This window comes from Streptomyces musisoli (assembly GCF_016741855.1).
In the GTDB taxonomy this organism is placed as follows: Bacteria; Actinomycetota; Actinomycetes; order Streptomycetales; family Streptomycetaceae; genus Streptomyces; species Streptomyces musisoli.
Genome location: NZ_JAERRH010000005.1, coordinates 103,273 through 118,223 on the forward strand (window position 1 = coordinate 103,273; position 14,951 = coordinate 118,223).

Annotated in this window: 13 protein-coding genes; 10 read left to right on the forward strand and 3 right to left on the reverse strand. The window is 73.5% G+C overall.

Annotated features, from left to right (window positions below; translation table 11 throughout):
• Nucleotides 1-162: 162 nt before the first annotated feature.
• Nucleotides 163-1,173, forward strand: coding sequence for a C40 family peptidase (locus tag JK361_RS15760; RefSeq protein ID WP_201817950.1), 1,011 nt, complete (start codon nucleotides 163-165; stop codon nucleotides 1,171-1,173).
• 27 nt (nucleotides 1,174-1,200) lie between these two features.
• Complete coding sequence (locus tag JK361_RS15765) at nucleotides 1,201-2,391, forward strand: hypothetical protein (protein WP_201817953.1); 1,191 nt, start codon at nucleotides 1,201-1,203, stop codon at nucleotides 2,389-2,391.
• Between the two features lie 82 nt (nucleotides 2,392-2,473).
• On the opposite strand, the gene JK361_RS15770 is transcribed toward JK361_RS15765, so the two are convergent.
• Nucleotides 2,474-3,007: a PadR family transcriptional regulator gene (locus JK361_RS15770; protein WP_201817956.1), complete on the reverse strand. Its 534-nt coding sequence runs from the start codon at nucleotides 3,005-3,007 to the stop codon at nucleotides 2,474-2,476.
• Between the two features lie 89 nt (nucleotides 3,008-3,096).
• Here JK361_RS15770 and JK361_RS15775 point away from each other — a divergent pair, with 89 nt between their 5' ends.
• A complete protein-coding gene (locus JK361_RS15775) occupies nucleotides 3,097-4,422 on the forward strand; it encodes an MATE family efflux transporter (RefSeq protein WP_201817959.1) in 1,326 nt (441 codons plus the stop codon).
• Here the strand turns inward: JK361_RS15775 and JK361_RS15780 are convergent.
• Nucleotides 4,383-5,618, reverse strand: coding sequence for a glycosyltransferase 87 family protein (locus JK361_RS15780; RefSeq protein ID WP_201817967.1), 1,236 nt, complete (start codon nucleotides 5,616-5,618; stop codon nucleotides 4,383-4,385). The two genes, JK361_RS15775 and JK361_RS15780, sit on opposite strands and share 40 nt — an antisense overlap.
• Before the next feature lie 136 nt (nucleotides 5,619-5,754).
• On the opposite strand from JK361_RS15780, the gene JK361_RS15785 reads away from it, so the two are divergent.
• A complete protein-coding gene (locus tag JK361_RS15785) occupies nucleotides 5,755-6,897 on the forward strand; it encodes a glycosyltransferase family 4 protein (protein WP_201817969.1) in 1,143 nt (380 codons plus the stop codon).
• 161 nt (nucleotides 6,898-7,058) lie between these two features.
• A complete protein-coding gene (locus JK361_RS15790; RefSeq protein ID WP_504739907.1) occupies nucleotides 7,059-8,681 on the forward strand; it encodes a GMC oxidoreductase in 1,623 nt (540 codons plus the stop codon).
• A 13-nt stretch (nucleotides 8,682-8,694) separates the two neighbouring features.
• Here JK361_RS15790 and JK361_RS15795 read toward each other — a convergent pair whose 3' ends face one another.
• The gene (locus tag JK361_RS15795; protein WP_201817983.1) at nucleotides 8,695-10,491 is read right to left on the reverse strand and encodes an AMP-dependent synthetase/ligase; all 1,797 of its coding nucleotides are present in this window, start codon (nucleotides 10,489-10,491) and stop codon (nucleotides 8,695-8,697) included.
• Nucleotides 10,492-10,787: 296 nt separating this feature from the next.
• Here JK361_RS15795 and JK361_RS15800 point away from each other — a divergent pair, with 296 nt between their 5' ends.
• The 5 genes from JK361_RS15800 to JK361_RS15820 all read left to right on the forward strand — a co-directional run bounded on the left by JK361_RS15800 (nucleotide 10,788) and on the right by JK361_RS15820 (nucleotide 14,925).
• Nucleotides 10,788-11,585, forward strand: coding sequence for a metallophosphoesterase family protein (locus JK361_RS15800; protein WP_201817986.1), 798 nt, complete (start codon nucleotides 10,788-10,790; stop codon nucleotides 11,583-11,585).
• Between the two features lie 121 nt (nucleotides 11,586-11,706).
• Nucleotides 11,707-12,150 carry an SRPBCC family protein gene (locus tag JK361_RS15805; RefSeq protein ID WP_201817988.1) on the forward strand — a complete coding sequence of 148 codons (444 nt, stop codon included), beginning with the start codon at nucleotides 11,707-11,709 and terminating at the stop codon, nucleotides 12,148-12,150.
• Between the two features lie 44 nt (nucleotides 12,151-12,194).
• Complete coding sequence (locus tag JK361_RS15810) at nucleotides 12,195-13,367, forward strand: ArsA family ATPase (RefSeq protein ID WP_201817990.1); 1,173 nt, start codon at nucleotides 12,195-12,197, stop codon at nucleotides 13,365-13,367.
• 57 nt (nucleotides 13,368-13,424) lie between these two features.
• Nucleotides 13,425-13,904, forward strand: coding sequence for a DUF5304 domain-containing protein (locus JK361_RS15815; RefSeq protein ID WP_201817992.1), 480 nt, complete (start codon nucleotides 13,425-13,427; stop codon nucleotides 13,902-13,904).
• 67 nt (nucleotides 13,905-13,971) lie between these two features.
• Nucleotides 13,972-14,925 carry an ROK family glucokinase gene (locus tag JK361_RS15820; RefSeq protein ID WP_020939526.1) on the forward strand — a complete coding sequence of 318 codons (954 nt, stop codon included), beginning with the start codon at nucleotides 13,972-13,974 and terminating at the stop codon, nucleotides 14,923-14,925.
• Nucleotides 14,926-14,951: the final 26 nt, after the last annotated feature.

The following is a 14,951-nucleotide window of genomic DNA, read 5'->3' on the forward strand; positions in this document are numbered from 1 at the left end:
CCGGTGACCTGCGTCAGCGGCGGGGCGTCACTGTGTGTTGACTCCGGGGTCTTTGGCCCGCACCCGTCCGCACGGCTACTGTCTGCCGCGTTTCCCCGGCGCCGGGGCCTCCCCGTCCCCGGCGCCGGGGAACGGTCTGTGTCCGCCAGCAGAAGGACTGCCGTGGGGTCCCATCGTCGCCTTGCACCGTCCGGATTCGACCGGGGCGCCGCCGCTGCCCTGTGCATGCTCTCGGCCGCGGCCGCCGCTCTCGGCGCCGTACCGGCGCAGGCGGCTCCGGACGCCGACACCCGTACCGAGGTGGACCGCCTGTACGTGGAGGCCGAGAAGGCGACCCAGGCGTACGACAAGGCCGACGAGCGCGCCGGCGAGCTGCGCCGGGAGGTGCGCACCGCCCAGGACCACATCGCCCGGCAGCAGCTGCGCGTCAACGACCTGCGCGACCAGCTCGGTTCGCTGGCCGGCGCCCAGTACCGCGCGGGCGGCATCGATCCGGCGGTCGCCCTGCTCTTCTCCGCCGACCCCGACGACTACCTGGACAAGGCGGCCACGCTCGACCGCATCGGCGCCCGGCAGGCGGGCCGGCTCAGGGAGTTGCAGTCCGCGATGCGCGAACTCGCCCAGGAGCGCGCGGAGGCGGCGGACAAGCTCGCCGAGCTGGAGAAGAGCCGCAAGGCCGTGGCCGCCCACAAGCGGACCGTGGAACGCAAACTCGCCCGGGCCCGGCAGCTGATCAACGCCCTGCCCGACGCCGAACGCGCCGCCTACGACCGGGCCTCCCGCGGTGGCCGCACGGCCCTGCCCGACCCGGCCGGCGCTGCCGCCGACGGCCGCGCCGCCGCGGCCCTGGCCGCCGCCCGCGCCGCCCTCGGCCGCCCCTATGTGTGGGGCGCCAACGGCCCCTCCGGCTTCGACTGTTCGGGCCTGATGCAGTGGGCGTACGCGCACGCCGGCGTCCATCTGCCGCGCACCTCGCAGGAGCAGCGGTTCGCCGGCCGGCAGGTCCCGCTCTCCCAGGCCCGCCCCGGCGACCTGGTCGTCTACCGGTCCGACGCCAGCCATGTGGCGATGTACGCCGGTCACGGCCAGGTCATCCACGCGCCCTACCCCGGCGCTCCGGTGCGCTACGACCCGGTCGGGATGATGCCGGTCTCCTCGGTCACCCGGCCCTGACCGCGCCGCTCGCCGTACGATCGGGAAGTGGCTGGTCGCAGACGGGCGTGGAGCATCGGGGCCGTAGGGCTCGGTCTGCTGCTGCCGCTCGCCGGCTGCGGCGGCGGCGGAACGGCCGGCGACCCGGCCCGGGCCGAGGTGCAGCACGTGCTCGACCGGCGCTCGGCGGCCCTGCTCGGCCACGACGAGACGGCCTACGGCGCCACCGGCACCCGCACCGAGTACACCCGGCTGCGCGCCCTCCCGCTGGCCTCCTGGAGCTACAAGGTGACCGCTCTGCGGCGCACCGCCTCCGGTGCCACCGCCGACGCCGACCTGCGCTACCGCGTCGCCGGCTACGACCGGGCCCCCGTCGACGCCCGCCGCACCCTCACCCTCGGCCGGACCGCCGACGGCCGCTGGTACGTCACCGCCGACCGGCCCGCGCGGAAGGCCGGGCAGCAGCTGTGGGACCAGGGCGCGGTGACCGCCGCCCGGGGCGCGCACAGCCTGGTGCTCGGCACCGGCGGGTCCGCCGCCGGCCTGAAGGAGTTCGCCCGGCTGGCCGACCACGCGGTCCCGGCCGTCTCCGGGGTGTGGGGCACGCGGTGGAGCCGCCGGGTCGTCGTCCTCGTGCCGCGGACCCTGGCGGGCATGGCGGCCCTGCTCGGCTCGCCCGCCGCCGAGTACCGGGGCATCGCGGCCGTCACCACCGGCGAGGCGGGCGCCTCCGGCCGGGCGCCCGCGGACCGGGTGGTGGTCAACCCGGAGGCCTACGCCGTGCTCGGTGACATCGGCAAGCAGGTCGTCCTCACCCACGAGACCACCCATGTCGCCACGCGGGCGAACACCACCGCCGCCACCCCGCTGTGGCTCTCCGAGGGCTACGCCGACTGGATCGGCTATCTCGGCACCGGCCGGACCGCGCGGGAGGCCGCCCCGGAACTCGGCCGGGCGGTGCGCGACGGTGAGCCGCCCGAGGCGCTCCCCACCGACGCGGACTTCGGCTTCACCAGCGAACCCACGAAGCTGGCGCGGGCGTACGAGAGCGGCTGGCTGGCCTGCCGGATGATCGCCGACCAGTGGGGCCCGGCCCGGCTCGGCGCCTTCTACCGGGCCGTCGGCGCCCACGGGAAGCGGGCGGGCGCGGTCGAGACGGCGCTGGAGAAGGTGCTCGGCACGACACCGCGGGAGTTCACCGAGCGCTGGCGGGACTACGTCACGGCACAGCTCGACTGAGCGGCGGGGCCCCGTGACGACGTAGCCCGACCGGGCTGCGGGACCCCGTGACGACGTAGCCCGACCGGGCTGCGGGACCCCGTCACGGTGCGGCTCGGCCGAGTGCGTCGATGGCCTCCCGCAGCCATGTCCGTTCCGCCTCCCCGGTGGCCCGGGCGACCCGGAGCATGCCCTCCCGGAACAGGTCCCCGGCCCCCTCCGCGCGCACCGGCGCGCCCTCCCGGTAGAAGAAGCTCGCCGGCGTCAGGAGGAAGTCCAGCCGGCGGCGCAGTACGGCGGCCTGCTCGGCGGGGTCGTCCAGGTGGCGCAGGAAGGCCAGGACCGTGTTGAAGCGGACCTGGTCGGTGATCTCCGCCTGCTTGGGGGCGCGCAGCCGCGCCATCAGCTCCGCGCGGCCCTTCCCGGTGAGGGACAGCACCCGGCGCGGAGCGGCGCTCGCGCCCTCCTCGGTGTGCTGGTCCAGCAGACCGGCGGCGACGAGCCGGTTGATGGCCGGGTACAGGGCGCCGTCACTGACGGGGCGGACATGCCCGCTCAGCGCCTTGATGCGCTCCTTCAGCTCGTAGCCGTGCAGGGGTTCCTCGGCGAGGAAGCCCAGGATCGACAACTCCAGCACGCGGTCTCCTCCTTGCGGCGGGCGAGGGGAACATGCTAGCTCTTATCGAGCTACCTCGATTCGAGGTAGCTCGATAAGAGGGGGATCTCGTGAACGCCCACCGCGGACAGCTCGTCTCGCTCGCCCGCCCCGTCTACTTCTCGCTCCTCGCCTCGGTCGCCTCCGGGATCATCAACACCGTCTGGGTCTCCCGCTGCGGCGGCGCCGCCGTGGCCGCCGTCGCCGTCGCGACCAACACCGAGAACGTGCTGCTCGGCGTCGCGCTGGTGTTCGCCTCGGGTACGACGGTGCTGGTGGCGCATGCCCGGGGAGCCCGCGACCCGGCCGCCGTGCGGGCCGCCGTACGCGGGGGCCGGGCGCTGTGCGCCGTGGTCACCCCCGTGGTCGCGGTGGGCGGCTTCCTGCTGCGCGAACCGCTGGCCGCCCTGGTGCTCGGCGGCGGCGACGAGGGGGCACGGCGCCTGGCCGCGGCCTACTTCGCGATCTCCCTGCCCGGCATGGCCGTCTTCTTCGCCCAGCAGCTCGTCGACGGCATCCTCAAGGGCATCGGCGACACCCGCACCCCGATGCGGCTCGCCCTGCTGGCCAACGGGCTGATCCTGCTCTGCGACCCGTTCCTGATCCACCGCTGCGGTGTCCAGGGCGCCGCGCTCTCCACCGTGCTGTGCCGCGGCGTGGCCCTGGCCGTGGGGCTGCGCGTCCTCGGCCGCCGCGCACCCCTGCGCGCGGCGGCCGGGACCCGCCCCGCGGAAGGCGTCCGCACCGCCCTGCGCCGCACCCTTGCCACCGGGCTGCCCATGTCCGCCGACTTCACCGTGCGGCAGGGCTCGGCCCTGGTCCTGGTGGCGATCGTCGCCCGGCTCGGGGTGACGGCGGTGGCCGGGTACTCGATCGCCTACAAGGTGCTGTACGTCGCCACGATGGCCTTCTACTCGGTGCGCCAGGCCGCGGCCATCCACACCGCGCACACCCGCGGCGCGGGACTGGACGCGCGCCGGGACATCGGCCGCCAGGCGGTGCTCCTGTCCGGCACGCTCGGCCTGCTGTCCGCCGTGCTGTTCGCCGCGGCCGCCCCCTGGATCACGGCCGCCTTCGGCGCCGGCCCCGAGGTCGCCGGCCAGGGCGTGCTGTTCCTCCGCTGCATCGGCCCCTACCTGCTGCTGATGGCCTGCTTCATCGCGCTCGGCGGGGTCTTCGAGGGCGGCGGCGAAGCGCCCGCGCTGCTCCGGGTCACCCTGCTCGGCACGGTCGTCCAGCTGCCGCTGGCGTACGGCCTCACCGGCCTCGGCCTGCCCGGCGTCTGCCTGGCGCTGGCCCTCGCGATGGCCGTGCAGTGCGCGGCGGCCGTCGCGGTGCTGCCCCGGAGGGCCCGGCGTCAGGAGGAGACCGGGGTCTCCTCGGCCCGGGTGGCCTGAGGCGGGAAGGGAGCGGCCCCGGCCGGGGCGACCGTCGCGCGCCACAGCCGGCGGGCCGCCGTGACCGTGGCCGCGACGAGCAGGCCGTTGCGCAGCGCCAGCAGGGTGATGCCGTACCAGTCGCTCAGCACCACGTGCGAGAAACCGAGCGGGAACTCCAGGACCGTCACGAAGGACGCGAGCAGGATCAGCACCGCGGGCGCCCCCATGCGGCTCGCCCGGTGCGACAGGCAGACGGCCGCCAGGCCGACCAGCCACACCAGGTACTGCGGGCTGATCACCCGGCTGGTCACCGTGAACAGCAGCACCGCCGTGAGAGCCGCGTCGGCGAGGACGTACGGGGCCGGGCGGCCCGCGCGCAGCCGCCACAGCAGCAGCCAGCCGAACGCGGCCCCGGTCAGCACCAGCGCCGCCGTGCTGACCTGGGCCACCCACGGGCCCAGGAACTCGATCGAGCCGTAGTTCAGCAGCACCTGGCCGTCCCAGCCGAAGTGCCGGGCCACATGGAAGACCAGGGCGCCCAGCGACTCCACCTCGGTGCCCCGGTCCCGCTGGAAGGTCAGGAACGCGAAGGCGCCCGGCATGGTCACCGTGAACAGCAGCGCGACGCCCGCCGCGGTCGTCGCCGCCGCGGCCCAGGCCCGCCGTCGCACGGCACCGACCAGCAGCAGCGCCGGCCACACCTTCAGCAGCGCCCCGAGCGCGGTCAGCGCGCCCATCGCCCGCGGGTGCCTGACCCCGGCCAGCAGCGCCGCCACGGCCACCGCGGTCACCATCACGTCGTAGCGGGCGTACACGGTCGGCCCGAGCAGCGGCACGCCCGCCACCCAGACCCAGGCCCCGCGCGACGACCGTCCCGGACCGCGGCCGGCGTACCGCAGCAGGGCCAGCACGACCAGGTCGGCCACGCAGGCCAGCACGAAGAAGGCGTGCGCGTACGACAGGAAGGGCAGCACGGCGGGGGAGAGGATCGCGAGGGCGGCGGCGGGCGGGTACTGCCAGGTCACGTCGTCCAGAGGAAACGTTCCTTGCCGTAGCGCCTCGTACCAGCCGCGGTAGATCACCGACACGTCCGAGGTGACGTCCGGGCCCGGGAAGGCGTACACCCGGAAAACGAACAGCAGCAGCACCACGCGGGTGACGCCCCAGGTCGCGAGCAGCCATGCCGACGACCGCCCGGTGCCCTTCGTGTCCACGTGATCCCCTGCCGTCCGATTTCCGTGCCCGTTCGAATCCGCTTCGAGCGACCATGATGTCCTGCGACCCTGTGCGCCTGCCACAGGCCCGGCCGCGCCCGGCCGGGGGAGGGCCCATTCGGTAGGGTCGGCGGCGATGCACAAGACCCTGATCGTCACCAACGACTTCCCGCCCCGGCCGGGCGGCATCCAGGCCTTCCTGCACAACATGGCCCTCCGCCTGGACCCCGGCCGGCTGGTCGTCTACGCCTCCACCTGGAAGCGCGGCCGGGAGGGCGCCGAGGCCACCGCCGCCTTCGACGCCGAGCAGCCCTTCACCGTCGTGCGCGACCGTACGACCATGCTGCTGCCCACCCCGGGGGCCACCCGGCGGGCGGCCGGGCTGCTGCGTGAGCACGGCTGCACCTCGGTGTGGTTCGGCGCGGCGGCCCCGCTCGGCCTGATGGCGCCCGCGCTGCGCCGGGCCGGCGCGCAGCGGCTGGTGGCCACCACCCACGGGCACGAGGCCGGCTGGGCCCAGCTGCCCGCCGCCCGGCAGCTGCTGCGCCGGATCGGCGAGTCCACGGACACGATCACCTACCTGGGCGAGTACACCCGCTCCCGGATCGCCGGCGCCCTGACCCCGGACGCGGCCGGCCGGATGGTGCAGCTGCCGCCCGGGGTCGACGAGAAGACCTTCCACCCCGGCTCCGGCGGCGACGAGGTCCGCGCGCGGCTCGGCCTCACCGACCGGCCGGTCGTGGTCTGCGTCTCCCGGCTGGTGCCGCGCAAGGGCCAGGACACCCTGATCCGGGCCATGCCCCGCATCCTCGCCGCCGAGCCGGACGCCGTGCTGCTGATCGTCGGCGGCGGCCCCTACGAGCAGGACCTGCGCCGCCTGGCCCGGGAGACGGGCGTCGAGGCGTCCGTCCGCTTCACCGGTGCCGTGCCCTGGTCCGAGCTGCCCGCGCACTACGGCGCCGGGGACGTCTTCGCCATGCCCTGCCGCACCCGCCGCGGCGGCCTGGACGTGGAGGGTCTCGGCATCGTCTACCTGGAGGCGTCCGCCACCGGCCTGCCGGTCGTCGCGGGCGACTCCGGCGGCGCGCCGGACGCGGTGCTCGACGGGGACACCGGCTGGGTGGTCCGGGGCGGCGAGCCGGCCGAGGCCGCCGAACGCATCGTCGCCCTCCTCGGCGACGCCGGGCTGCGCCGCCGCATGGGGGAGCGGGGCCGGCAGTGGGTCGAGGAGAAGTGGCGCTGGGACCTGCTGGCGGACGGGCTGAAGGCACTGCTGTAGCGCGGCGCCCCGGAAGGGGACCGGGGCCTTGCCGGCGTGCGGCCCCGGCGCGTGGGCGCGCCGGGTCGCGCGCGGTCTGAATCGCCGGCGACGATTCCGCGGCACCCCTCTAGGCGGAACCGAAAAATCCGCACATGCTGCGCAACATGACAGCAAAACTGATGCAACGTCAGCTGACAAGACGTCACATACTCGGAATGGCCGCCCTCCAGACGGCGGCCACCCTCGGCTTCACCCGCGTCGGCCTCCAGTCGGCCCGTGCGGCCGAGCCCGACGCGGCCGAGTCCGCCCCGGCGATCGTGGTCGGCTCCGGCTACGGCGGTGCCGTCGCCGCCCTCCGCCTCGGCCAGGCCGGCATCCGCACCCTCCTCCTGGAGATGGGCCGGCTGTGGAACACCGCCGGCCCCGACGGCAAGGTGTTCTGCTCCACCACCGCCCCCGACCAGCGCTCCATGTGGTTCCGCACCCGCACCGAGGCCCCGCTGGCGAGCTTCCTCTGGCTGGACCTGGTCAACAAGGACATCAGCCCCTATCCCGGCGTCCTCGACCGGGTGCACTACGACAACATGTCCGTCTACGTCGGCCGCGGGGTCGGCGGCGGCTCCCTCGTCAACGGCGGCATGGCGGTCACGCCCCTGAAGTCCTACTTCACCGAGCAGTTCCCGACCGTGGACGCCGACGAGATGTACGGCACCTACTACCCGCGCGCCCGCGCCATGCTGGGCGTCAACACGATCGACCCGGCCTGGTTCGAGTCCACCGACTGGTACCGGTTCACCCGCACGTCACGGAAGGCCGCCGGCAACGCGGGCCTGAAGACCACCTTCGTGCCCAACGTCTACGACTTCGGCCACATGCGGCAGGAGGCCGCCGGCACCGCCCCGAAGTCCGCCCTCGCGGGCGAGGTCATCTACGGCAACAACCAGGGCAAGCGCAGCCTCGACAAGACCTACCTGGCCGCCGCCCTCGGCACGGGCAACGTCACCGTCCACACCCTGGAGAAGGTGAGGTCCGTCAGCCGGGCGGGCGACGGCTCGTACGTCCTGACCGCCGACCGGATCGACACCACCGGCGCGGTCGTCGAGACCAAGGAGTACAGCTGCACCTACCTCTTCCTCGGCGGCGGCAGCCTCGGCACCACGGAACTCCTCGTCCGGGCCCGGGACACCGGGACCCTGCCCGACCTGGACCCCGCCGTGGGCGCGGGCTGGGGCACCAACGGCAACACCATGCTCGGCCGCGCCAACCACGTCTGGGACACCGTCGGCGCCGACGAGGCCACCATGCCGGTGATGGGCATCGACGACTGGGCCAACGCCGACAACCCGGTCTTCGCCGAGATCGCCCCCCTGCCCATGGGGTTCGAGCACTGGATCAGCCTCTACCTGGCGATCACCAAGAACCCCGAACGGGCCTCCTTCACCTACGACTCCGCCTCCGGCGCGGTGAAGCTCGGCTGGACCGCCGCACAGAGCGCGGTGTCGGTGCGCATGGCCAAGAAACTGTTCGACCGGATCAACCTGGCCAACGCGACCATCTACCGCTACGACCTGTTCGGCTCCAGGAGCAAGGTCTTCGCCGACGACTTCACGTACCACCCCCTCGGCGGGTGCGTCCTCGGGAAGGCGACCGACGACTACGGCCGGGTGAAGGGCTACCGGCGGCTCTACGTCACCGACGGCTCGCTCGTGCCCGGCAACATCGGGGTCAACCCCTTCGTCACCATCACGGCCCTCGCCGAACGCACCATGGCGCGGGTCCTCGTCGAGGACACCGCGCCATGAGGCACCGCCGGGGTCACTTGGCGTAGATCGCCTCGATCTCGTCCGCGTAGTCCTTCGCCACCACGTTCCGCTTGAGCTTCAGCGACGGGGTGAGGTGGCCCGACTCCTCCGTGAACTGGGAGGACAGAATGCGGAACTTCCGCACCGATTCCGCCTTCGACACCGCGGCGTTGCCGTCGTCGACGGCCGCCTGGATCGCCATGTGCAGATCCGGGTCGTCACGCAGCGACGCCGCGGTGGAGCCCGCCGGCTTGCCGTGCTCGGAGGCCCACCGGCCCAGGAACTCCTCGTCGACGGTGACCAGCGCGCCCACGAACGGCCGCCCGTCGCCCACCACCATGCACTCCGCGACCAGCGCGTGTGCCCGGATCCGGTCCTCGATCACCGCCGGGGCGACGTTCTTGCCGCCCGCCGTGACGATGATCTCCTTCTTCCGGCCGGTGATCCTCAGGTAGCCGTCCTCGTCGAGGGTGCCGATGTCACCGGTGTGGAACCAGCCGTCGGCCAGCGCCTCGGCGGTCGCGCCCGGGTTGTTCCAGTACTCCCTGAACAGGTGCTCGCCGTGCAGCAGCACCTCGCCGTCGTCCGCGATCCGCACCACCGAACCGGGCAGCGGCTGCCCGACCGTGCCGATCTTCTGCCGGTCCCACGGGTTGAACGCGGTCGCCGCACAGGACTCCGTCAGGCCGTAGCCCTCCAGCACCGTGAAGCCGATGCCGCGGAAGAAGTGGCCGAGCCGCTCGCCCAGCGGGGCACCGCCGGAGATGGCGTACTCGCCGCGGCCGCCTAGGACCGCGCGCAGCTTGCTGTAGACCAGCCTGTCGAAGACCTTGTGCTTGACCTTCAGACCGAACGCCGGGCCCGACGGGCTGTCCAGCGCCTTGCTGTAGGCGATCGCCGTGTCCGCCGCCTTGTCGAAGATCCCGCCCTTGCCCTCCGCCTGCGCCTTGGCGCGCGCCGAGTTGTAGACCTTCTCGAAGACCCGCGGCACACCGAGGATCAGCGTCGGCCGGAACGCGGCCAGTTCGTCCGTCAGGTTCTTGATGTCCGGGACACAGCCCAGCTTGATCGGCGCCATCATCGGCGCGATCTGCACCAGCCGCCCGAAGACGTGCGCGAGCGGGAGGAACAGCAGCACCGAGCACTCACCGGTGCGGAACAGCGGGCGCAGCCGCTCCACGATGTTGCCGCACTCGGCGAAGAAGCTGCGGTGGGTGAGCACACAGCCCTTGGGGCGTCCGGTGGTGCCGCTCGTGTACACGATGGTCGCCGGATCGTCGGCCTTGGCGAGCGAACTGCGCTCCTCCACCGCCTCGTCCGACACGTCCTGTCCGAGCCGCCCCAGCTCCGCCACGCCCCCGGCCTCGATCTGCCAGACGTGCTTCAGCGCGGGCAGCGACTCGCGCACCGCCTCCACGGCCGCCGCGTGGGTGTCCAGTTCCACGACGCACGCGGTCGCGCCCGAGTCGGACAGGATCCACTGCACCTGCTCCGGCGAGCTGGTCTCGTACACCGGCACGGTGATCGCGCCCGCGCTCCAGATCGCGAAGTCGAACAGCGTCCACTCGTACCGCGTCCGGGACATCAGGCCCACGCGGTCGCCCGGCTGCACCCCGGAGGCGATGAGCCCCTTGGCGGCGGCGCGGACCTCGGCCAGGAACTCCCGGGCTGTCACGTCCTGCCAGGCACCCCCCGACTTGCGGGCGATGACGGCGACGTCGGGGTGCTGCGCGGCGTTTCTGCGGACGATGTCGGTCAGGTTGCCGTCCGCAGGGACCTCGTACAAAGCCGGAAGGCTGAACTCGCGCAAGACTGCTGCTCCTCATAGGGCGCCGGCGCCACGACGTTGTGCGATGCGACGGTGCGGTCCAAGGCTCGGGCAAGTGCTCGGGCGTTTCAGTGGTTGAAATCCAGAGCACGACTGGACTGCCCGGACGTTACCCGCCGGTATGGCGTCTAGGACAGGGGGCCCGGCGAGATGTTCGCTGCGTCACACACGTGGGCTTTCCTTCGCGCACAGTAGTCCACGGCCGAACCGACCGGCCAGTAACCGCAGGCCCGGCCGGCACTGTTCACCTGGACCGCACACGCCTACGCTTGATCGCCATGGCATCCACACGCTCAGGCAGCCGGCGCACCCGGGTCCACGTGGTCAGCGACGTGCACGGCAACGCCCGTGACCTGGCCCGGGCCGGCGAAGGCGCCGACGCGCTGGTCTGCCTGGGCGACCTCGTGCTCTTCCTCGACTACGCCGACCACTCGCGCGGGATCTTCCCGGACCTCTTCGGCAAGGAGAACGCCGACCGCCTCGTCGAGCTGCGCACCGCCCGCCGGTTCGTCGAGGCCCGCGAGTTCGGCGCCCGGCTGTGGTCCGGGATCGGCATCGACCGGGCCGCGGCCATCGAGAAGGCGGTGCGCAAGCAGTACGCCGAGCTGTTCGCCGTGTTCCCCACCCCGACGTACGCCACCTACGGCAACGTCGACATGCCGGCGCTGTGGCCGGAGTACGCCCACTCCGGCACCACGGTCCTCGACGGCCAGCGGGTGGAGATCGGCGGGTGGACCTTCGGCTTCGTCGGCGGCGGCCTGCGCACCCCGATGCGCACGCCGTACGAGATCGGCGACGAGGAGTACGCGGCGAAGATCGAGGCCGTCGGCGAGGTCGACGTGCTGTGCACCCACATCCCGCCGGAAGTTCCCGAACTGGTCTACGACACCGTGGCCCGCCGTTTCGAGCGGGGCAGCCGGGCCCTGCTGGACGCCATCCGCCGCACCCGGCCGCGCTACGCGCTGTTCGGACACGTGCACCAGCCGCTGGCGCGCCGGATGCGGATCGGCGTCACCGAGTGTGTGAACGTGGGGCACTTCGCCGGCACCGGCACCCCCTGGGCGCTCGAATGGTGAGGCCCCGGAGACGGGGTGAAGTCGGCAGGTCGGCGGCGCGGTAGCCTTCACGCTGCACACACGTGCGCAGCCCGGCGCACACAGTCCTCTCAACACGGCCGCATCCGGAGGAGCCACGGCGATGGCGGAACACACCAGTTCGAGCATCACGATCGAGGCGGCTCCGGCCGACGTCATGGCGGTGATCGCCGACTTCGGGCGCTACCCGGACTGGACCGGCGAGGTGAAGGAGGCGGAGGTCCTCGCCACCGACGAGCAGGGCCGCGCCGAGCAGGTCCGCCTCGTCATGGACGCCGGCGCCATCAAGGACGACCAGACCCTCGCCTACACCTGGACCGGCGGGCACGAGGTCTCCTGGACCCTGGTGAAGTCCCAGATGCTCCGCTCCCTCGACGGCTCCTACCTCCTCGAGCCGGCCGGCCAGGGCGCGACGGAGGTCACCTACTCCCTCACGGTCGACGTCAAGATCCCCATGCTCGGCATGATCAAGCGCAAGGCGGAGAAGGTCATCATCGACCGTGCGCTGGCGGGTCTGAAGAAGAGGGTCGAGTCGGGGGATAAGTAGGCACCCCCGATCCCCTCCCGCGCACGACGGTAGCGTTCACCGTCATGCGCACCATCCTGATCACGGGCCCGGGCGGCAGCGGGCGTACCACCATCGCCGCCGCCACCGCACTGCGCGCCGCGGCCGACGGCACCCGCACGCTCCTCCTCGGCGCCGACCGCACCGACACCCCGGGCGTGGCACTGGGCACCGGAACAGGACCGGCCCCCACCGAGGCCGCCCCGTGCCTCACCGTCTGGCGGCCCGACGCCACGGAACGGTTCCGGCAGGACCTCACCGCCTTCCAGGACCGCGCCGCGAACGTGCTCGACCTCCTCGGCGCCGCCCGGCTGGACGCCGAGGAGGTCACCCCGCTGCCCGGCGCCGAGGAACTCTCCTTCCTGCGCGCGCTGCGGGACGCGGCCCTCTCCGACCGGTACGACCTGCTCGTCGTCGACCTCCCGCCGCTCCCGGCGGCCCTCGCCCTGCTCGGCCTGCCCGAGGAACTGCGCCGCTACCTGCGCCGCCTGCTGCCGCCCGAACGGCAGGCCGCCCGCGCCCTGCGCCCGGTCCTCGGCCGGCTGGCCGGCGTCCCCATGCCCGCCGACTGGCTGTACGAGACGGCGGCCCGCTGGGACGTCGAACTGGCCGCGGTGGAGGCCGTCCTCACCGACCGGAACACCGCCGTGCGCCTGGTGGCCGAGCCCGGCCCGGCCGGCGCCGACGCCGTCCGCGCCGCCACCCTCGGCCTCGCCCTGCGCGGCCTGCGCACCGAGGCCCTGATCGCCAACCGGGCCCTGCCCGAGGCCGCCCCCGACAGCTGGCTCGCGGGGCTCCTCGCCCAGCAGCGCAAGACGCTCGCCGACTGGCGGGAGTCGTACGACGTCCATCCCGTGCCGCACCTCGGCCGCGACCCGCACGGCCCGGACGACCTCACCGCCCTCGCCGTGCCCGCCGTCAACCCGGTGGCCGACCCGGTCGAGTGGCCCGTCACCGACCGCATCGCCGAGGACGGGGTGCTGGTCTGGCACCTCCCGCTGCCCGGTGCCGTACGGGACGAGCTGGACCTCGTCCGGCGCGGCGACGAGCTGCTGATCACCGCCGGAACCTTCCGCCGGATCGTTCCTCTGCCCTCCGCCCTGCGCCGCTGCACCGTCGCCGGCGCCGGGCTCCGGGACGGTGAACTGCGCATCCGGTTCGCCCCGGACCCGGGCCTGTGGCCCGGCGCCGGACGGTGAACGGGACACGTCCGTTCGGGTACCGTCGTAAAGGCGAACCGTAGTCAGGAGTCCGCCATGAGCGAAGAGCGCCCCGCACCCGAACCCGAAGAGGGGCGGGCGGCCGACGCCGACGCCTGGGCCACGGCCTGCGCCGAGGACCTCGCCGCCGAGAAGGCCCGCCGCCACACCGAGTACGGACCGCCGCCGGGATCGGCCGCCGAGGAACTGAAGAAGCTCGTGGACTCGGTGGCCGACAAGCTGTCCGGCCTCCGGTCACCGCTCCTCGGGGGCCTCGCCGGACCCGCCGCCCAGCAGGTGGTGCGACAGGTCGTCCAGCAGGCGAAGGCCGCCGTGGAGCCCGTCATAGACCGCAACCCGGACGTCTTCGACCATCTGGCCGCGGCCGGCGGCGAACTGCTCGCCGCCTACCGCTCCGCCGTCCAGGGCCAGGAGCAGCGCTGGACCGCGCGTACGGCCGACCCGGCGGCCGACCGGCCGGACCGTCGCGACCGGGGTGAGGGCACCGGCCCGGGGGAACGCATCGACCTGGACTGAAGCCCTCCCGCGGCGGGGCCTCGGGTACGGTTGGCCGTAGCGGGGCTCGACCGAAACTGAGGGATTCATGGGACTCACCATCGGCGTCGACATCGGCGGCACGAAGATCGCGGCCGGCGTGGTCGACGAGGAAGGCAACATCCTCTCGACCTTCAAGGTGCCGACCCCCACCACGCCCGAGGCCATCGTGGACGCCATCGCCTCGGCGGTGGAGGGCGCGCGTGCCGGGCACGAGATCGTCGGCGTGGGCATCGGCGCGGCCGGTTACGTCAACCGGCAGCGCTCCACGGTGTACTTCGCGCCGAACATCGACTGGCGCAACGAGCCGCTCAAGGAGAAGGTCGAGGCCCGTACCGGCCTCCCGGTCGTGGTCGAGAACGACGCCAACGCCGCCGCCTGGGGCGAGTACAGGTTCGGCGCCGGCAAGGGCCACCGCAACGTCATCTGCATCACGCTCGGCACCGGTCTCGGCGGCGGCATCATCATCGGCAACAAGCTGCGCCGCGGCCACTTCGGCGTGGCCGCCGAGTTCGGCCACATCCGGATGGTCCCGGACGGCCTGCTGTGCGGCTGCGGCTCGCAGGGCTGCTGGGAGCAGTACGCCTCCGGCCGCGCCCTCGTCCGCTACGCCAAGCAGCGCGCCAACGCCACCCCCGAGCGCGCCGAGGTCCTGCTGGCGCTGGGCGACGGCACCCCCGACGGCATCGAGGGCAAGCACATCTCCATGGCCGCCCGCCAGGGCTGCCCGGTCGCCGTCGACTCCTACCGTGAGCTGGCCCGCTGGGCCGGAGCGGGCCTGGCCGACCTGGCCTCCCTCTTCGACCCGTCCGCGTTCATCGTCGGCGGCGGCCTCTCCGACGAGGGGGACCTGGTCCTCGACCCGATCCGCAAGTCGTACAAGCGCTGGCTGGTGGGCGGCAACTGGCGCCCGGTGGCCGACGTGATCGCGGCCCAGCTCGGCAACAAGGCGGGCATGGTGGGCGCGGCGGACCTGGCCCGGGAGCCGGACCCGATCATGTGACGCCCACTTCGTGAGTACACCCGCGC

What these genes read in the sequence shown, in the direction of transcription:
- JK361_RS15785 (WP_201817969.1), top strand. Translation starts at nt 5,755, where the DNA reads ATGCACAAGACCCTGATCGTCACCAACGACTTCCCGCCCCGGCCGGGC.
- JK361_RS15790 (WP_504739907.1), top strand. Translation starts at nt 7,059, where the DNA reads ATGCAACGTCAGCTGACAAGACGTCACATACTCGGAATGGCCGCCCTC.
- JK361_RS15800 (WP_201817986.1), top strand. Translation starts at nt 10,788, where the DNA reads ATGGCATCCACACGCTCAGGCAGCCGGCGCACCCGGGTCCACGTGGTC.
- JK361_RS15805 (WP_201817988.1), top strand. Translation starts at nt 11,707, where the DNA reads ATGGCGGAACACACCAGTTCGAGCATCACGATCGAGGCGGCTCCGGCC.
- JK361_RS15810 (WP_201817990.1), top strand. Translation starts at nt 12,195, where the DNA reads ATGCGCACCATCCTGATCACGGGCCCGGGCGGCAGCGGGCGTACCACC.
- JK361_RS15815 (WP_201817992.1), top strand. Translation starts at nt 13,425, where the DNA reads ATGAGCGAAGAGCGCCCCGCACCCGAACCCGAAGAGGGGCGGGCGGCC.
- JK361_RS15820 (WP_020939526.1), top strand. Translation starts at nt 13,972, where the DNA reads ATGGGACTCACCATCGGCGTCGACATCGGCGGCACGAAGATCGCGGCC.